The 19422-nt window shown below is 60.3% G+C and carries 15 protein-coding genes; 12 read left to right on the top strand and 3 right to left on the bottom strand.

The window, feature by feature from the left end; translation table 11 throughout:
* Positions 1–50: 50 nt before the first annotated feature.
* Entirely contained in the window at positions 51–365 is a 315-nt protein-coding gene (locus B5G06_RS07290; RefSeq protein WP_087188432.1) for a TIGR04076 family protein, read from the bottom strand.
* A gap of 211 nt (positions 366–576) precedes the next feature.
* On the opposite strand from B5G06_RS07290, the gene B5G06_RS07285 reads away from it, so the two are divergent.
* The 8 genes from B5G06_RS07285 to tnpA all read left to right on the top strand — a co-directional run bounded on the left by B5G06_RS07285 (position 577) and on the right by tnpA (position 7227).
* On the top strand, positions 577–789 hold the full coding sequence (locus B5G06_RS07285; RefSeq protein WP_087188431.1) for a FeoA family protein: 213 nt from the start codon (positions 577–579) through the stop codon (positions 787–789).
* A 13-nt stretch (positions 790–802) separates the two neighbouring features.
* Positions 803–1024: a FeoA family protein gene (locus B5G06_RS07280; protein ID WP_087188430.1), complete on the top strand. Its 222-nt coding sequence runs from the start codon at positions 803–805 to the stop codon at positions 1022–1024.
* Positions 1025–1135: 111 nt separating this feature from the next.
* On the top strand, positions 1136–3514 hold the full coding sequence (locus B5G06_RS07275) for a ferrous iron transporter B (RefSeq protein WP_087188429.1): 2379 nt from the start codon (positions 1136–1138) through the stop codon (positions 3512–3514).
* Positions 3515–3552: 38 nt separating this feature from the next.
* A complete protein-coding gene (locus B5G06_RS07270; RefSeq protein WP_087188428.1) occupies positions 3553–3729 on the top strand; it encodes a FeoB-associated Cys-rich membrane protein in 177 nt (58 codons plus the stop codon).
* A 13-nt stretch (positions 3730–3742) separates the two neighbouring features.
* The gene (locus B5G06_RS07265) at positions 3743–4114 is read left to right on the top strand and encodes a metal-dependent transcriptional regulator (protein WP_087188427.1); all 372 of its coding nucleotides are present in this window, start codon (positions 3743–3745) and stop codon (positions 4112–4114) included.
* Positions 4115–4275: 161 nt separating this feature from the next.
* Complete coding sequence (locus B5G06_RS07260; protein ID WP_242955393.1) at positions 4276–4917, top strand: HAD family hydrolase; 642 nt, start codon at positions 4276–4278, stop codon at positions 4915–4917.
* A 66-nt stretch (positions 4918–4983) separates the two neighbouring features.
* Positions 4984–6585 (top strand): peptide chain release factor 3, encoded by a 1602-nt coding sequence (locus B5G06_RS07255; protein WP_087188425.1) that lies wholly within the window; start codon positions 4984–4986, stop codon positions 6583–6585.
* Positions 6586–6765: 180 nt separating this feature from the next.
* Positions 6766–7227 (top strand): IS200/IS605 family transposase, encoded by a 462-nt coding sequence (gene tnpA / locus B5G06_RS07250; protein WP_162614482.1) that lies wholly within the window; start codon positions 6766–6768, stop codon positions 7225–7227.
* A 128-nt stretch (positions 7228–7355) separates the two neighbouring features.
* On the opposite strand, the gene B5G06_RS07245 is transcribed toward tnpA, so the two are convergent.
* On the bottom strand, positions 7356–8867 hold the full coding sequence (locus tag B5G06_RS07245; protein WP_087188424.1) for a YifB family Mg chelatase-like AAA ATPase: 1512 nt from the start codon (positions 8865–8867) through the stop codon (positions 7356–7358).
* Positions 8868–9337: 470 nt separating this feature from the next.
* Here B5G06_RS07245 and nifJ point away from each other — a divergent pair, with 470 nt between their 5' ends.
* Positions 9338–12904: a pyruvate:ferredoxin (flavodoxin) oxidoreductase gene (nifJ, locus tag B5G06_RS07240; protein ID WP_087188423.1), complete on the top strand. Its 3567-nt coding sequence runs from the start codon at positions 9338–9340 to the stop codon at positions 12902–12904.
* Positions 12905–13433: 529 nt separating this feature from the next.
* A complete protein-coding gene (locus tag B5G06_RS07230) occupies positions 13434–15476 on the top strand; it encodes a glycogen synthase (RefSeq protein ID WP_143382717.1) in 2043 nt (680 codons plus the stop codon).
* A gap of 117 nt (positions 15477–15593) precedes the next feature.
* On the opposite strand, the gene ychF is transcribed toward B5G06_RS07230, so the two are convergent.
* On the bottom strand, positions 15594–16703 hold the full coding sequence (gene ychF, locus B5G06_RS07225; protein ID WP_087188421.1) for a redox-regulated ATPase YchF: 1110 nt from the start codon (positions 16701–16703) through the stop codon (positions 15594–15596).
* Between the two features lie 244 nt (positions 16704–16947).
* Here ychF and B5G06_RS07220 point away from each other — a divergent pair, with 244 nt between their 5' ends.
* Both B5G06_RS07220 and B5G06_RS07215 read left to right on the top strand, forming a co-directional pair.
* Positions 16948–18012: a branched-chain amino acid aminotransferase gene (locus B5G06_RS07220; protein WP_087188420.1), complete on the top strand. Its 1065-nt coding sequence runs from the start codon at positions 16948–16950 to the stop codon at positions 18010–18012.
* A 408-nt stretch (positions 18013–18420) separates the two neighbouring features.
* The gene (locus tag B5G06_RS07215) at positions 18421–19422 is read left to right on the top strand and encodes a hypothetical protein (RefSeq protein ID WP_087188419.1); all 1002 of its coding nucleotides are present in this window, start codon (positions 18421–18423) and stop codon (positions 19420–19422) included.

Genomic DNA, 19422 nt, shown 5'->3' with positions numbered 1-19422 from the left:
CCCCTACAAAAGACACCTCGTAGGGGCGGCCTTTATGGCCGCCCGATTTTTTAAGACGGGTCCACCGCCTCCAGCAAAAAGGTGACCGGGCGGATGCCGTCGGTACAGCATACCACCGTGGCTCCCTCATCCTTCTGCCAGGGGGTGTAGGTGGCTCCGCAGGACAGGGCAGAGACCGAGCGGTAAATGTCGATCCAGGCCCAGGGGCAGAACCCCGCCGGCATCTCCGCTCCGCCGGTATACAGAAACGTGTCTCCCTCCTCAAAGAAATCACAGACACATTCCTCCGGCGGCTCTGTCAGATAGCGGCGGACCAGATCGGAATAAAGCTGCTTGCGCAATACCGTAATTTTGACCTGCTTCACAGGGCGGCACCTCCTTATAAAGCCTGATCTTATTATAAATCGAACTGATGTACGAATCAAGGCGCGGGCAAGAACTTAAAGGAAAAATTTTAAAAAGGGGATTGACAACGGCGGTTAGTTGATGTAAACTCATACACGATCAAGAGGTTAGCGAGAGCTAACCAAATATGCAGACCACAAGCGGCCCTGCCGCAGTTGGGAGGGAGGAACTATGATGCCGCTGACACTGGCACAGCAGGGCGAACCGGTCACCATCCGGAAAATCACGGGGAAGGATGAACTGCGTCAGCACCTGGCTGAACTGGGCTTTGTTATGGATGCCACGGTGACTGTGGTTAGTAAACTGGGCGGGAACCTGATCGTGCAGGTCAAGGACAGCCGCATTGCCCTGGACCGGAATATGGCCGGACGAATCATGATCTGAGAGGAGCAGAGCAATGAGAACTTTGAAGGACGCCAAGGTGGGGGACACCGTCACGGTAGTACGCCTCCACGGCGAGGGCGCGGTGAAGCGCCGCATCATGGATATGGGCATCACCAAGGGTGTGGCCATCCAGATCCGGAAGGTGGCTCCCCTGGGGGACCCCATGGAGCTGAACGTGCGGGGCTATGAGCTGAGCGTACGCAAAGCCGACGCCGAAATGATTGAGATTGCGTAAGGGCTATTTGGCAGCCCGTAGGGGCGCACACTGTGCGCCCGCCTTCCCATGGGGGAAGGCTATTTTTCAGACTAATGGTTAGCTAACGCTAATCAAGAAGGGAGTAAGAAGATGGAGTTGAAGATCGCGCTGGCGGGCAACCCGAACTGCGGTAAAACCACCCTGTTCAATGCCCTGACCGGCTCCAGCCAATACGTGGGCAACTGGCCTGGCGTGACGGTGGAAAAGAAGGAGGGCAAGCTGAAGGGCCACAAGGATGTGGTGATCCAGGACCTGCCCGGTATCTATTCCCTGTCCCCCTACACCCTGGAAGAGGTGGTGGCCCGGAACTATCTGGTGAACGAGAAGCCGGACGCCATCCTGAACATTGTGGACGGCACCAACATCGAGCGCAACCTGTACCTCACCACCCAGCTCATTGAGCTGGGCATCCCGGTGGTGGTGGCGGTGAACATGATCGACCTGGTCCGCAAGAACGGGGACGTGATTGATCTGGAGAAGCTGGGGGCCGCCCTGGGCTGCCAGGTGGTGGAGATGAGCGCCTTGAAAGGCGAGGGCGGTAAGGAGGCCGCCGAGCGGGCGGTGGTGCTGGCCAAGACCAAGAAGGCCGGCGAGCTGCCCCATGTGTTTACCGGCAGTGTGGAGCACGCCATCGCTCACATTGAGGAGTCCATCGCCGACCTGGTGGATGAGCGGTATCTTCGCTGGTACGCCATCAAGGTCTTTGAGCGAGACGAGAAGGTGCTGGAGACCCTCAACCTCACCGGCGAGCTGAAGGAGCATCTGGAGGCCCACATTGCCGACTGCGAGCGGGAACTGGACGACGACGCCGAGAGCATCATCACCAACCAGCGCTACGTCTACATCAGCTCCGTGGTGGGCAAGGCCGTGAAAAAGAAGAAGGCCGTCCATTCCATGACCACCTCCGACAAGATCGACCGGGTGGTGACCAACCGCATCCTGGCCCTGCCCATCTTTGTGGCGGTGATGATCCTGGTGTACGCCATCGCCATGGGCGGCAGCGCTTTTGCGCTGGGCACCAAGGCCACCGAGTGGGCCAACGACGGGCTCTTCGGCGACGGCTGGTTTGTTCCCTTCACCGCCGACACCGAGGCCTGGGAAGAAGCCTCCGGCGCCTGGGAGGAGGCCTCCGCCATGATTGCGGGCTATGAGGCCGGCGACAGCGAGGTCTACTTCTACGATGACGAGACCGGCGAGACCACCGTGGTGCCCGTCACCGAGGAGGCCTATCAGGCCGCCCTCCAGGTGTCCGAGCCCGATCCCAACGACTACGGCACCTGGGTACCCGGCATCCCTGTACTGGCCGAGGGGGCGCTTACTGCCATCAACGCTCACCCGGTGCTCCAGTCCCTGATCCTGGACGGCATCATTGGCGGCGTGGGCGCGGTGCTGGGCTTCGTGCCCCAGATGCTGGTGCTCTTCCTGCTGCTGGCCATTCTGGAGGACGTGGGCTATATGGCCCGTATCGCCTTCATCATGGATCGGATCTTCCGCCGCTTCGGCCTGTCCGGCAAGAGCTTCATCCCCATGCTGGTGGCTACCGGCTGCGGCGTGCCCGGCATCATGGCCTCCCGCACCATTGAGCAGGAGCGGGACCGGCGCATGACCATCATGACCACAGGCTTCATCCCCTGCGGCGCCAAAATGCCCATCATCGCCCTGTTCGCTGGGGCCCTGTTCGGCGGCTCCGCCTGGGTGGCTACCTCCGCCTACTTCATCGGCGTGGCGGCGGTGGTGATCTCCGGCATCATTCTGAAGAAAACGAAGGGTTTCGCCGGTGATCCCGCCCCCTTCGTTATGGAGCTGCCCGCCTACCACGCCCCCGCTGCCGGCAATGTGCTGCGGGCCATGTGGGAGCGTGGCTGGTCCTTCATCAAGCGGGCCGGTACCGTGATCCTGCTCTCCTCTATCATCCTGTGGTTCCTCCAGGGCTTCGGCTTCGTGGACGGCGTGTTCCAGATGGTGGAGGACAACAACGACTCCCTGCTGGCCGCTGTGGGCCACGCCGTGTCCTTTATTTTCGCGCCTCTGGGCTTTGGTTTCTGGGAGGCCACCGTGGCGGTGGTCACCGGTCTCATCGCCAAGGAGGAGGTGGTTTCCACCTTCAGCGTGCTCTTCCCGGGCAACCTGACCGTGGATATGGCTGCCGCCTTCACCGCCATCTCCGCCTATTCCTTCATGATCTTCAACCTGCTGTGCGCTCCCTGTTTTGCCGCCATGGGCGCCATCAAGCGGGAGATGAACAGCCCCAAATGGACCTTGGCCGCCATCGGCTATATGTGCGGCTTCGCCTATGTGATCTCTCTCATCGTCTACCAGATCGGCGGCCTGATCCTGGGCCAGGTGGCCTTCGGTGTGGGCACCGTGGCTGCCTTCATCTGCCTGGCGGGTCTCATCTACCTGCTGGTGCGGAAGAACAAGTATGAGGAGTCCGGCGTCAATCTGCGGGCGGTGGCCGCCGCCGAGTAAGGCGTCCCGCCCATCTTATCAAGGAAAGGAGCATCTTTATGCTACCCACGATTCTCATCAGTCTGGCCATTGCGGCTGCCTGCGCGGCCATTGTGGCCCGGGGCATCCACAACCGGCGCCACGGCAAGAGCAGCTGCTCTTGCGGCGGCTCCTGCGGGAGCTGCGGATGCTCCGGTATGTGCCACCCCGGCCGGGAAGAACCCGCCAACCGCTAGGAAGGAGCATACCATGGAACTGACCAACACCAACATCCGCTATCTGCTGACCATCTATGACCTCTCCCAAGTCCGGCTGGAGGTCTCCTCCAAGGACATTGCCGCGTCGCTGGCGGTCTCCCGGGCGTCGGTCACCAGTATGATGTCCATCCTCATTGACAAAAACCTGGTGGATAAGGAGCGCTACGGCAAGATCCACCTGACCGGCCTGGGCCGGGCACTGGCCCGGGAGCTGGCCGGTCAGGCCGGACGGCTGGCCACCGATCTCCAGACCCGGATGGATCTGTCCGGGGAGGAGGCCTGGAAGGCCGCCTGCGCCGCCGTATCCGAGCTGCCCCGGCGCTGTTTCCAGCAGCCCCTGGCGGCGGTGCCCCTGCCTGCCTGAGTTACCCTCTCTCTTTCCATTCCCCTCACACCGCCCCGCCCGCCGGATATTCCGGCGGGCGGGGACTTTTTGTGCAAAAAGGCGGAGGCGGCAGGCTTGAAATGCCTGCGGCGGGTATGATATAGTATCAGAGTATGTATTTCAGCGGGAGGCGCTTTTTCTTGTTTGACGGACTGTTATTTGATCTGGACGGCACCCTGTGGGATTCGGTGGATTCCATCTGTCTGTCCTGGAACCGGGTGTTGGAGCGGATCGCGCCCCAGTATGCCGGGCAGATTACCCGGCCCCGGCTCATCGGCTGTATGGGGATGCTGCTGCCCGATATTGTGAAGAAGCTGCTGCCCGATCTGGACTGGAAGGAGATCCAGCCCCTGCTGGACGGACTGCTGAAAGAGGAGAACGCCCATGTGGCCCGCCACGGCGGCATCCTCTATCCCCAGGTGCCTGAGACTCTTGAAATCCTGGCCCGGGATTACCCCCTGTTTATCGTCAGCAACTGCCAGGACGGCTACATCGAGGCCTTTTTCCTGGCCCATGGGCTGGGAAAGTATTTCACTGACTATGAAAACCCCGGCCGCACCGGCAAGCCCAAGGGGGACAACATTGCCCTGGTGGTACAGCGCAACGGCCTGAAAAAGCCTCTGTATATCGGGGATACCCAGGGAGATTATAACGCTGCTACCCAGGCGGAGGTGCCATTCCTTCACGCCGCCTACGGCTTCGGCCACATCGACCATGAGGTGCCCCATGTGGACGCCTTCGCGGATATCCCGGCGGCGGTGAAACGGCTCAGTCCGCCGTAAAAACGGGCGGCCATAAGGGCCGCCCCTACGTTGTTTTTTGATATTATTACAAGGAGGAACCATACCTTGTCTCAATACGAATCTGAAATCAAACGGCGCAGAACCTTTGCCATCATTTCCCACCCCGACGCCGGTAAGACCACCCTGACGGAAAAGTTTCTGCTCTACGGCGGAGCTATCGCCCAGGCCGGTCAGGTCAAGGGCAAGAAGAATACCCGTGCCGCCACCTCCGACTGGATGGAGATCGAGAAGCAGCGTGGCATTTCGGTCACCTCTTCCGTCATGCAGTTCCAGTACGAGGGCTACTGCATCAACATCCTGGACACCCCCGGCCACCAGGACTTCTCCGAGGATACCTACCGCACCCTGATGGCCGCCGACTCCGCCGTCATGGTCATCGACGCCGCCAAGGGCGTGGAGGCCCAGACTCGGAAGCTGTTCAAGGTGTGCGCCATGCGGGATATCCCCATCTTTACCTTCATCAACAAGATGGACCGGGAAGCCCGGGACTCCTTTGAACTGCTGGAAGAGCTGGAGAAGGAGCTGGGCATCGAGACCTACCCCGTCAACTGGCCCATCGGCTGCGGCAAGGATTTCAAGGGCGTGTATGACCGGGGCAGCAAGAAGATCATCCACTTCACTTCCAACGGCGGCGCCAAAGCCGCTACCGCTACCGAGGTGGAGCTGGGCGACCCCAACCTGGACGGCCTCATTGGGGAACGGCTCCATCAGCAGCTGGTGGATGAGATCGAGCTGCTGGACGGCGCCGCCGCCGAGTTCGACCTGGACCGGGTGCGCCACGGCAAGCTGTCCCCCGTGTTCTTCGGCTCCGCCCTCACCAACTTCGGCGTGGAGCCCTTCCTGGAGCACTTCCTCCAGATGACCACCGCTCCTCTGCCCCGAAAGGCGGGGGACGAGGTCATCGACTCCATGGACGACAACTTTTCCGCCTTCGTGTTCAAGATCCAGGCCAACATGAACAAGGCCCACCGGGACCGGATCGCCTTCATGCGCATCGTCTCCGGCAAGTTCGAGGCGGACAAGGAGGTCTACCACGTCCAGGGTGGCAAGAAGATCCGCCTGTCCCGGCCTCAGCAGCTGATGGCTGCCGAGCGGGAGATCATCGAGGAGGCCTACGCCGGCGACATCATCGGCGTGTTTGATCCCGGCATCTTCTCCATCGGTGATACCCTGTGCACCGCCTCCAAGAAGTTCAAGTTTGACCCCATCCCCACCTTCGCCCCCGAGCACTTCAAGCGGGTGCGCTCCCTGGACACCATGAAGCGCAAGCAGTTTTTGAAGGGCATGGAGCAGATCGCCCAGGAGGGCGCCATCCAGATCTTCAAGACCCCCTACTCCGGCATGGAGGAGGTCATTGTGGGCGTGGTGGGTACCCTGCAGTTCGACGTGCTGGAGTACCGCCTGAAGAACGAGTACAACGTGGACCTCTACATGGAGGGTCTGCCCTACGAGTACCTGCGGTGGATCGAGACCGAGGACGGCCAGCCGGTGAAGGAGGAGGACCTGAACCTGGGTACCGACACCAAGCTGGTGGAGGACTACAAGGGTAACCAGCTGCTGCTGTTCGGATCCCAGTGGGCCATCAACTGGACCGAGGAGCGCAACAAGAACCTCACCTTCCACGAGTTCGGCGGCACCAAGTTTTAAAATAAAATGCGGCCCGGAACAAATTCTGTTCCGGGCCGCATTTTTGTATAAAGAAAACCACTCGCTAGGCGAGTGGTTCAAAAAAGCCTAAGGCGATGAAAAAGATAAAAAAACTCCCTTTGCTATAATAGGAGTGCGGTCTGCCAACTGCACAAACGATAGCAAAGGGAGGACATCCAGATGGGACTGAATGACATCAATAGTTTATCCCATACCCGGTGGAATTGCAAATATCATATCGTATTTGCGCCAAAGTATCGGAGGAAGGTATTTTACCAAGAAAAGAAAGCGGCAATAGGAAAAATACTGCGGCAGTTATGTGAGTGGAAAGGGGTAAAGATCATAGAAGCGGAAGCGTGCCCCAACCACATCCATCTGTTTGTAGAGATACCACCGAAAATGTCAGTATCGCACTTTATGGGGTATCTGAAAGGGAAGAGCAGCACAATGCTGTATGAGCAATTCGGCGAGCTGAAATACAAGTACCGGAACCGAGAATTTTGGTGCAGAGGATACTATGTGGACACGGTAGGGAAAAACGAGAGCCGAATTGCCGAGTATGTGAGGAATCAGCTAAAAGAGGACGAGATGGGAGAGCAACTGAGAATCCCATCTAACAGCCCGTTTACGGGCGGCAAGTAACAGTCCTTACGCAGCTGGCAGACCGTATTACGCGTTGCACGCGTCCGCGAGGAACAGAGGGCTATGCCCGCATAGTGACAACCACCAGCTTCGCTGGTGGATGTGTTCATTTGTTGTGCTTATTAGGCCTACCGCCTCAGGGAGGCGCTCTCCCGGTACTGGATGGCCTCGGCCAGATGCTCCACCCCGATGTGCTCCGCCCCATCCAGATCGGCGATGGTGCGGGCCACCCGCAGGATACGGTCGTAGCTGCGGGCGGTCAGGCCCATCCGGTCGAAGGCGCCCCTGATGAGGGCGGTGCCCGCCTCGTCCAGCTGGCAGAACAGGGAGAGTTCCTGCTGCCCCATGTGGGCGTTGCAGTCGGGGCCCTCCGGCCCGAAGCGGGCGGTCTGAATGGCACGAGCGGCGTTCACCCGGGCCTTGATGACGGAGGATGGTTCGGCGTCGGACCGCCGGGACAGCTGGTCAAAGTCCAGAGCGGGTACCTCCACATACAGGTCGATCCGGTCCAGCAGAGGCCCTGACAACCTGCTCAGGTACTTGTCCACCGCCTGGGGGGAGCAGCGGCACCGGTCGGTGCCGTACCAGCCGCATTTGCAGGGGTTCATGGCGCACACCAGCATGAACCGGGCGGGAAAGACCGCCGTGCCCGCTACCCGGCTGATCTGCACCACCCCGTCCTCCAGGGGCTGGCGCAACGTCTCCAGTACCTCCTTATGGAACTCAGGCAGCTCGTCCAGAAAGAGCACTCCGTTGTGGGCCAGGGAGATCTCCCCCGGCCTGGGAGTGGAGCCTCCGCCTGCCATGCCCATGGCGGAGACAGTATGATGGGGGGCCCGGAAGGGCCGCCGGGTGAGCAGGGGCTGGTCCTCGCTGGTCAGACCCATCACCGAGTGGACCTCGGTGCACTCCAGAGCCTCCCGGCGGGTCATGTCGGGCAGGATGGAGGGCAGGCGGCGGGCCAGCATAGACTTGCCCGAGCCCGGCGGGCCAACCATCAAAAGGTTGTGGCCTCCCGCGGCGGCGATCTCCAGAGCCCGCTTGCCGTTCTCCTGGCCCTTCACGTCGGCAAAGTCCAGTTCCGCCTCCACCGAATCCCCCGGCGTCCAGGGGTCGGCGGGGAGGATGGGGGTCTCCTCCCGCAGGTGGGCCACCAGCTGGGAGACGCTCTCCACCGGGTAGACGTTCAGCCCACTGGCCAGGGTGGCCTCAGCGGCGGAGGAGGCGGGGACGTACAGATCCTTGATACCCGCCCGAACGGCGGCCAGGGCCATGGGCAGCATACCGGGGATGGGCCGCAGCTGCCCGGACAGGGACAGCTCTCCCACGAAGGCGCAGGGGCCGGCGGGCAGCCGGAGCTGTTCCCCGGCTGCCAAAATGCCCACCAGAATGGGCAGGTCGTACACCGTGCCGCCCTTTTTGCGGTCGGCCGGGGCCAGATTGACGGTAATGCGGGAAACCGGGAAGGAGAAGCCGCAGTTTTTGATGGCGGCGCGTACCCGGTCCCGGGCCTCTTTCACCGCCGCGTCGGGCAGGCCTACGATCTCAAAGGCGGGCAGCCCGCCGGACAGGTCGCACTCCGCCCGCACCTCATAGCCTGAGATGCCGGTGAGCCCCAGGGAACGCACTTCACACAGCATGGCCTGTCGCCTTCTTTCCGCCCCGGGCCGCGGCTCCGGGGGCTGTAATCTTATACCATATTAAATTATAGCACATAAGGGCGTCTGCTGCCAGAGCGGAGGGACAGGTACGGGTTGTCTGACAGTCTGCAAAACAGGGGAGAGGGGCTTCCAAAGACGGCAATTTTCCAGAATATGAAGTCTAGTACGGGCGGTTCAGCAGAAAAAAGGGAGTTCTGAATTTTTTTCGAGTAAAAGCGGTAAAACCGGGTGTATTCCTAGGAATTTGAGAATTTGAAGAAAATTTTCATAGATAAGTAAGATTTGATTTACAAACGGTTTGGATGGTGTTACAATGAAGGCGCTCCGGGAAAGTTTCTTTCCGGTAAGCGGGGAAAAAGCCAGGGTAATGGGAATCCGGCCCGGTCTTTGGGAGAGGCGGGGACCGATTCCCATTGCCCTGGAACAACGAACAAGGAGGAATCGTTTCAATGGCTAGAAAGCTGAAATCCATGGACGGTAACACCGCAGCCGCCCACGTGTCTTACGCCTTCACCGAAGTGGCGGGCATCTACCCCATCACTCCGTCCAGCCCCATGGCCGACAACGTGGACCAGTGGGCCGCTCAGGGCCGGAAGAACATTTTCGGTACTACCGTCAACGTGGTGGAGATGCAGTCTGAGGCTGGCGCCGCCGGTACCGTTCACGGCTCCCTGGCCGCCGGTGCCCTGACCACTACTTACACCGCTTCTCAGGGCCTGCTGCTTATGATCCCCAATATGTACAAGCTGGCCGGTGAGCTGATGCCCTGCGTGTTCCACGTGTCCGCCCGTACCGTGGCCACCCACGCGCTGAACATCTTCGGCGATCACTCCGACGTTATGGCCTGCCGCCAGACCGGCTTTGCCATGCTGTGTGAGTCCAATCCCCAGGAGGTTATGGACCTGGGCGCCGTTGCCCACCTGGCCGCCATCAAGGGCCGCGTTCCCTTCCTGAACTTCTTCGACGGCTTCCGTACCTCCCACGAGATCCAGAAGATCGCTATCTGGGACTACGATGACCTGAAGGACATGGTGGACATGGACGCTGTGGAAGCTTTCCGTAAGCGCGCCCTGAACCCCGAGCATCCTGTGATGCGCGGTTCTCACGAGAACGGCGACATCTTCTTCCAGCACCGCGAGGCTGCCAACAAGTACTATGACGCTATCCCCGGCATCGTCGAGGAGTACATGGGCAAGGTCAACGCTAAGCTGGGCACCAACTATCAGCTGTTCAACTACTATGGCGCTCCCGACGCTGACCGCGTCATCATCGCCATGGGTTCCATCTGCGACGTGGCTGAGGAAGTCATCGACTACCTGAACGCTCACGGCGAGAAGGTCGGCCTGGTGAAGGTCCGCCTGTATCGTCCTTTCCGCGCCGACAAGCTGCTGGAGGCCATTCCCGCCACCGCCACCAAGATCGCTGTGCTGGACCGCACCAAGGAGCCCGGCGCTCAGGGCGATCCTCTGTACCTGGATGTGGTTACCGCCTTCGCCAACGCCGGCCGTCAGGCTACCATCATCGGCGGCCGCTACGGCCTGGGCTCCAAGGACACCCCGCCCAGCAACGTGTTCGCCGTGTATGAGGAGCTGACCAAGGACCAGCCCAAGCGTCAGTTCACCGTGGGTATCGTGGACGACGTCACCTTCACCTCCCTGGAGGAGAAGCCCGCCCCCAACACCGCGGCTCCCGGCACCATCGAGTGCAAGTTCTGGGGCCTGGGCGGCGACGGTACCGTGGGCGCCAACAAGAACTCCATCAAGATCATCGGCGACCACACCGACAAGTATGTTCAGGCGTACTTCCAGTACGACTCCAAGAAGACCGGCGGCGTGACCATCAGCCACCTGCGCTTCGGCGATCAGCCCATCCGCGCTCCCTACTACATCAACAAGGCCGACTTCGTGGCCTGCCATGTGCCTGCTTACATTGTCAAGGGCTTCCCCATGGTCCGCGACGTGAAGGACGGCGGCGTGTTCCTGATCAACTGCCAGTGGAGCGATGAGGAGCTGGATCACCATATGCCCGCCGTGGCCAAGCGCTACATCGCCGAGCACAACATCCAGGTCTACACCATCAACGCCATCGACCTGGCCATCGAGATCGGCATGGGCAAGCGTACCAACACCATCCTGCAGTCCGCTTTCTTCAAGCTGGCTAAGGTGATGCCCGAGGCCGAGGCCATCCAGTACATGAAGGACGCTGCTACCCACTCCTACCTGAAGAAGGGCCAGGACGTGGTTGACATGAACCACAAGGCCATCGACGCCGGCGCCACCGCCTTCCACAAGTTCGAGGTTCCCGCTTCCTGGGCTACCGCCGAGGACAAGCCTGTTGCCGAGCACCTGGAGGGCAAGGCCGAGACCGTGAAGATGGTCAAGGAGATCATGGAGCCCGTGGGCCGCATGGACGGCGACAGCCTGCCTGTTTCCGCCTTTGTCAACGGCCACGAGGACGGCACCTTCCAGCAGGGCGCTGCCGCTTACGAGAAGCGCGGCGTGGCCGTGTCCGTGCCCGAGTGGGATGCCTCCAAGTGTATCCAGTGTAACCAGTGCTCCTATGTCTGCCCCCACGCCACCATCCGTCCCTTCGCCCTCACCGAGGAGGAGGCCAAGAACGCCCCCGCTCAGGCGAAGATCGTGGACATCAAGGCCGGCAAGGGCAAGGGCGTGTACAAGTTCGCTCTGGCTGTCAGCCCCCTGGACTGCATGGGCTGCACCGTCTGCGTGAGCACCTGCCCCGTGAAGGCTCTGACCATGAAGCCCCAGGAGTCCCAGGCTGCCGAGCAGGAAGTCTTCGACTACATGGTGGCCAAGGTTGCCCCCAAGGCCGACGTGGAGGATATCGCCACTGTCAAGGGCAGCCAGTTCAAGCAGCCTCTGCTTGAGTTCTCCGGCTCCTGCGCCGGCTGTGCTGAGACCGCCTATGCCCGCCTGATCACTCAGGTGTGCGGCGACCGGATGTTCGTCTCCAACGCCACCGGTTGTTCCTCCATCTGGGGCGGCCCCGCTGCTACCTCTCCCTACACCGTCAACAAGGAGGGCAAGGGTCCCGCTTGGGCCAACTCCCTGTTTGAGGATAACGCCGAGCACGGCCTGGGCCTGTATCTGGGTCAGAAGGCCATCCGTGACCGCCTGGCTGACCATACCCGCAAGCTGATCGCCCTGGACTACACCGACGAGGGCATCGTGGCTGCCGGCCAGAAGTGGCTGGACACCATGGATGACGGCGCTGCCAACGGCGAGGCCGCTAAGGCTTACATCGCCGCCATGGAGGCCGTTATCGGCCAGCGCGAGGGCTGCACCTGCGAGGCCTGCACCCTGGTTCGTGAGATCCTGAAGGAGAAGGAGTACCTGAACAAGAAGTCTGTCTGGATCTTCGGCGGCGACGGCTGGGCCTACGACATCGGTTACGGCGGCCTGGATCACGTCATCGCTTCCGGTGAGGACGTCAACATCTTCGTGTTCGACACCGAGGTGTACTCCAACACCGGTGGACAGGCTTCCAAGTCCTCCAACATCGGCCAGGTGGCTCAGTTCGCCGCTGCCGGTAAGACCCAGCCCAAGAAGAGCCTGGCTGAGATCGCCATGCAGTACGGCTACGTCTACGTGGCTCAGATCGCCATGGGCGCCAATCCCAACCAGACCCTGAAGGCCATCACCGAGGCCGAGGCCTATCATGGTCCTTCCCTGGTCATCGGCTACGCTCCCTGCGAGATGCACAGCATCAAGGGCGGCATGGCCAACTGCCAGCAGGAGATGAAGAAGGCTGTGGACTGCGGCTACTGGAACCTGTTCCGGTACAACCCCGCTCTCAAGGCCGAGGGCAAGAACCCCTTCACCCTGGACTCCAAGGCCCCCGCTGGCGGCTATCAGGAGTTCCTGATGAACGAGGCTCGTTACTCCTCCCTGACCCGTGCCTTCCCCGAGCGCGCCAAGGAGCTCTTCGCTCAGAACGAAGAGGCCGCCAAGGAGCGTTGGGAGCACCTGACCCGTCTGGTGGAGCTGTACAAGTAATCAGTAACCACAGAGACCCCGGGCATAATGCCCGGGGTCTCTTTATTTGGCGGACTCTTCGGGGGCCACATCGCAGATGGGGCGGCGCTATGCGCCGTGCAAGCGTTTTGGGCCTGCGGCCCAAAACCTTGATGCCGGCGGAATTCATTTCCGCCGAACAGATCAAATCAAAGGGTCCCCAACGGGGCTATGGCCCCGTTGGGCCTGGCCGCCAAGGAGCGTTGGGAGCACCTGACCCGTCTGGTGGAGCTGTACAAGTAATTGATCACCAAAAAGACCCCCGGGCAACAGCCCGGGGGTCTTTTTATTCTGCCCTGTGAAGCAAAAAACTGGAACAATCCACTTATATGTATCATGCTTTAGTAAAATTATGGATTTGCAGCTGGGATATACCAAAAAGGACTGTAAAAATGAGCGTAGATGTGTTATATTTTTAGCGTCAGCAAATTTTGCCTCTGCATTGAGCACGCAGATCTCTGAAGTGGCAGGGGCTTTGTCATTCGGATCATATGTGAAAGGGAGAATTAGAATGGCACGGGAAAAATCGGACTCCGCGAACGTAAAAAAGGCTGCGGCTGAAAAGAAGCCTGTGGAAAAGGAGATTCCCGCCGCAGTAAGCCCCGCCTCCACTGCGAAGGAGGCTGCGCCTGCCCCGGAAAAGACAGCCGCCGCAAAGAAAAAGACAGCTCCCGCCGCGAAAGAGGCTGAGCCCACCCCAAAGGCGGCCCCTGCCGCCAAAGAAGCCGAGCCTGTCAAAAAGGCGGCCCCTGCCACGAAGGAAACTGAGCCTGCCAAGAAGACGGCCCCCGTGGCAAAGGAAGCTGAGCCTGCCAAGAAGGCGGCTCCCGCGGCAAAGGAAGCTGAGCCTGCCAAGAAGGCGGCTCCCGCGGCAAAGGAAGCTGAGCCTGCCCAAAAGGCAGCCCCCACTACGAAAAAAGCGGAGCCTGCCAAAAAGACGGCCTCCGCCGCAAAAAAGGCCGAACCCGCCAAAAAGACGGCGTCCACGAAAAAGAAGACCGCCTCTGCCGACAAGCGGAAGGCAAAGGCTCCTGTGGCCGAGCCGGAAAACACCCCTGTGGTGGCCGAGCCTGCCCCGGTGATGGAAGAGTCCAACCTGCCCCGCCGGAGCGTGGCCTTCATCGGCTCGGAGTGCCATCCCTTTGTAAAGACAGGCGGTCTGGGAGATGTAATGTATGCCCTGCCCCGGGAGCTGGCCCGGCTGAACTGTGACGTCCGGGTGATCCTGCCCCGCTATGCCTGCATTCCCCAGGAGTATCAGAACAAGATGATCTACCGGGGCGAATTCTACATGGACCTGGGCAACACCGGCCGCAGCTACTATGTGGGGATCATGGAGTACATCTGGGACGGCGTGGTGTACGACTTTATTGACAACGAGGAGTTCTTCTCCTGGGGCAATCCCTACACCAATCTGGTGGACGATATCCCCAAGTATTGCTTTTTCAGCAAGGCCGCCCTGGCTGCCCTGAACTACATGAACTGGATTCCCGACGTGGTCCACTGCCACGACTGGCAGGCGGCTCTGGTGCCGGTGTATCTGCGTACCCTGTTCAAGGGTTCCCCGGTGGGCCGGGCCAGATCGGTGATCACCATCCACAACCTCCGCTTCCAGGGCGTGTACAATATCCCCACCATCAAGTACTGGTCTGGTCTGCCTGACGAGGCCTTCGGCATGGGCGCGTTGAAGCAGGACTGGGTGGAGGCCAATATGCTAAAAGGCGGCCTGGCCTACGCCGACCGGATCACCACCGTCAGCGGTACCTACGCCTGGGAGATCCAGACCAGTGAGTACGGCGAGCGGCTGGAGGATCACCTGCGCTATCACAGCCACAAGCTCCGGGGCATTGTCAACGGTATTGACTACGGTATGTGGAACCCGGAGACCGACCCCGCCCTGGCGGAAAACTACGGTCTGGGCAACGTGCTTGACCACAAGATGGCTAATAAGCTGGCCCTCCAGAAGGAACTGGGTCTGGAGCAGGACACCGGCAAATTTGTCATTGGATTGATTTCCCGGCTCACCAACCAGAAGGGCCTGGATCTGGTCAACGCCATCGTTCCCCAGGTGCTGGACGGCAACACACAGGTGGTGGTGCTGGGTACTGGTGACAAGCAGTATGAGGACGCCTTCCGGGCCTATGAAGGGAGCTACAAGGGCACCTTTAGCGCCTGCATCCAGTATGACGAGGGGAGAGCCCACCGTATTTATGCCGGTGCGGACGCCCTGCTGGTGCCCTCCCGCTTTGAGCCCTGCGGTCTGACCCAACTCAACGCCATGCACTATGGCACCCTGCCCATCGTTCGTGAGACCGGCGGACTGAAGGATACCGTAGAGCCCTACAACGAGTTCAATGGCGAGGGCAACGGCTTCACCTTTGACCGGTATGACGCCGGTCTGCTGCTGGACGCCATCAACCGGGCCAAGTCGCTTTACTTCAACAACCGTTACCATTGGGACGAGGTGGTCCAGCGGGATATGGCCAAGGACGTCTCCTGGGAGAAGTCTGCCCGCCAGTACAAGGACCTGTACCTGGAACTGACTCAGTGGTAAAGTTCTGAAAAGAAGAAATAGAAACCGGTCCATAAGAAAAGGCCCCCTGATGCAGGACACTGCATCAGGGGGCCTTGCTGTCAAACTGCTTGTGGCGGCATATGGGGAAAAGGGGGCTTAAACATTGAAGCGGAAGAGGACGATATCGCCGTCCTTCATGACGTACTCCTTGCCCTCGGACCGGACCAGGCCCTTTTCCTTGGCGCCGTTCATGGAGCCGCAGGCCATCAGGTCGTCAAAGTTGACCACCTCGGCCCGGATGAAGCCGCGCTCAAAGTCGGTGTGGATCTTACCGGCAGCCTGGGGAGCCTTGGTGCCCTTCCTGATGGTCCAGGCACGGCACTCGTCCTCGCCGGAGGTGAGGAAGGAGATCAGACCCAGCAGGGCGTAGCTGGCCTTGATGAGCCGGTCCAGGCCGGACTCGGCGATGCCCAGGTCGTCCAGGAACATCTTCTTCTCGTCGGCGTCCAGCTCGGCGATCTCGGCCTCCAGCTTGGCACACACGGGGATGACCTGGGCTCCCTCCTTGGCGGCCAGATCCTCCACGATCTTGTAGTAAGCGTTGCTGTGGCAGTCGGCAAAGCCATCCTCGTCCAGGTTGGCGGCGTAGATGATGGGCTTCAGGGAGAGCAGCTCGGCGGTGGCGATGATGGCGGCGTCGTCCTCATCACACTCGAAGGAGCGGGCGGAGTTGCCGTCGTTGAGCCAGTCCTTCAGAGCGGTGAACACCTCCACCTCCCGCAGGTACTTCTTGTCACCCTTTGCGGCCTTCTGAGCCTTGTCGATGCGGCGCTCCACCATCTCCACGTCGGCCATGATGAGCTCGATGTCGATGACGCCGATATCCCCGGCGGGGTCCACCGGCACATTGGTGCTGGTGTCGGCCACCACGTGCATGATGTTCTCGTCGTCAAAGCAGCGCACCACATGGACGATGGCGTCGCACTCCCGGATGTTGGCCAGGAACTTGTTGCCCAGACCCTGACCCTGGCTGGCGCCCTTGACCAGACCGGCGATGTCCACGAACTCCACCACAGCGGGGGTGGTCTTCTTGGGATGGTACATCTCGGTCAGCGCGTCCAGACGAGCGTCGGGCACAGCCACCACGCCCACGTTGGGGTCGATGGTGCAGAAGGGGTAGTTGGCGCTCTCGGCGCCGGCATTGGTGATGGCGTTGAAAAGGGTCGATTTGCCCACGTTGGGCAGGCCCACGATACCTAATTTCATCGGTTAAATACCCTCTTTCGGCATATTAGCCCAAGTATTATATCGTATCCCCGGCCAAATTACAAGTGCTGGGGCAGGAACTCTTGCCCCGGTTGCCTTTCCGGCCGGTTTGTGCTACCATACAGGAGAAGGAGACAGGAAAACCTGCCGGTATATTTTTGGCATTGTATCACGGTTTACATTCTTTTTTTCTTTGCCCTGTCATACTGAATACAAGCAATGAAACTGCAAGGAGGCCATTCTGATGAAGGAATATCCTGTTCAGCGTGCCGCAGTGGGCAAGCCCAAGCCCGATCCCTCCACGCTGGTGTTTGGCAGAACCTTTACCGACCATATGTTTTTGATGGACTATACCGCCGGCCAGGGCTGGCACGACGGGCGCATCGTTCCCTACGGCCCCATTGCCCTGGACCCCTCCGCCATGGTGTTCCATTATGCCCAGGAGGTCTTTGAGGGCCTGAAGGCCTACCGTTCTCCCGATGGTACCATTCAGCTCTTCCGTCCCACCGAGAACATCAAGCGCATCAACTCCTCCTGTGAGCGTATGTGCATCCCGCCCCTGGATGAGGAGGACGCCCTGGCCGCCATTGAGCAGCTGGTGCGGCTGGAGGCGGACTGGGTGCCCGATCAGCCCGGCACCTCCCTGTATATCCGCCCCTTTATCATCGCCACCACCCCCACCCTGGGCGTCCATGCCGCCCATGACTATATCTTCGCCATCATCACCTGCCCCGTGGGCGCCTACTACGCCGAGGGCATCAACCCGGTGAAGATTTATGTGGAGAGCGAGGATGTCCGCGCCGTCAAGGGCGGCACCGGCTACACCAAGTGCGGCGGCAACTATGCCGCCTCCATCCGGGCCGGCGAGCGGGCCGAGCAGAAGGGCTACGCCCAGGTGCTGTGGCTGGACGGCGTACACCGCAAGTATATTGAAGAAGTGGGCTCCATGAACGTCATGTTCCAGATCGGGGACACGGTGGTCACCCCCATGCTCACCGGCTCCGTGCTGCCCGGCATCACCCGCAAGTCCTGCATTGAACTGCTCAAGAGCTGGGGCCTGAAGGTGGAGGAGCGGCTCATCACCGCGGAGGAGCTCTTCGAGGCGGGCGCCAACGGCACCCTGAAGGAGGCCTGGGGCACCGGTACCGCTGCTGTCATCTCTCCCATCGGCGAGATGGGCTGGGAGGACAAGCACGTTGTGGTCAATGGCGGCAAGATCGGCCCCCTGGCCCAGAAGCTGTATGACACCCTCACCGGTATCCAGTGGGGGACCCGGCCCGATCCCTATGGCTGGGTGGTCAAGCTGTAACTTTGCTATCTTCTATGCCTTCCTATACCTTCCCAGACAGAAGGACGAGACCATATGGTCCCGTCCTTCTGCCGCATCCTGTCAAAAAATGGCTGCGGTCACTTTTTTGACAGGATGTTAAACTTTTGAGGCCTTCAAAAAGTCCTCAAAAGTTGTTTGACTGCACGCGAAAGGGAACCCTGACGGTTCCCTTTCACACTATCCTTCCCTCCGAAACCTCTGGCCAGAGGTTTTTCAGCAGCCTGAGGCAGAAGACCGGGACCCAAGGGCCCTGGCCTTCTGCCGTTTCTATGGAACATCTGACGTTTTCCTGTAGATTTGTTTAGCTTTCTTCCGGCGCTCGGTTCACTGTGGTACAATCGCTCCACTACGCCGGTCCTCCGGACCGGCGAAAACGAGGTGTTTGTTATGAAACGAGCCAATCCCATTTTGCTTTTACTGCCTCTGCTGTTCCTGTCTGCCTGTGCCAGACCGGCGGCGGATGTCACTGGTCCCGACGTCCAGACCGAGGCGGCCCGTTTGGCCACCATTCAGCTGGGCCAGCTGGCGGACCGGCTGAACCAGATGGAGAAAGATCAGGTCCAAAACCTGCTGGAGGAACTGGTGCCTCTGCAGCAGGCCCGGGCCCAGGTAGGCCGGTGGGAACTGTTCCCTCAGGAGGAGGAGCTGGTGGAGCAGCTTAACCAGCTGTATGAGGACTTCACCCAGCGCTATCTGGAGGAACCGGAGGAGCCTTTGGAGGAAGAGGAGCTCCCCGTCCTGGCCCAATATGAGATCGGAGCCGACGGCACCCTCATCCCGGATAAATCGGACAAGGCGGAGTACCGGGCCCTGTGGGACAAGGTCAATGAACTGCTGCCCGAAGGGAGCCTGAAGCCCTTCGCCCGCTTCACCATCTTCACCGACGGGGAGGCTGAAATTCTGGCCTATGTGGTCCCGGTGGACGACAACGGCGCCCAGTGGGAGCTGGCGGTGGACCCGGAGGACGCAGGCGATCCTGTAGAGTTTACCGAGACGGTATACCATGAGTACGCCCATTATCTGACCCTGAACGACAAGCAGGTGACCTACGGCGCGCCCAAGCGCTACGACTGCTACGGGGAGAACGACCTGGTAAGCAACCCGGACTCCTACCTCAATGCCTTCTACCAGCGCTTCTGGAAGGACTATCTGGACGACCGGCTGGCCGATCCGGAGAGCATCAATTTCTATTTGCGGCATGAGGACGACTTCATCACCAGCTACGCCGCCACCAGCCCCTCCGAGGACATTGCCGAGTGCTTCTCCTACTTTGTGCTCTACGATAAGCCTACCGGAACGTCGGTGTGGGAGCAGAAGCAGAACTTTTTCTACGACTATCCGGAACTGGTGGCCTTCCGGGATCAGGCCCGGGCCAAACTGGGGCTGTAA

The organism is Flavonifractor sp. An52, assembly GCF_002159385.1.
Lineage (GTDB): Bacteria > Bacillota > Clostridia > Oscillospirales > Oscillospiraceae > Flavonifractor > Flavonifractor avicola.
Note: the sequence above shows the minus strand (reverse complement) of the source record. Positions and strands in the feature narration are given on the sequence as shown.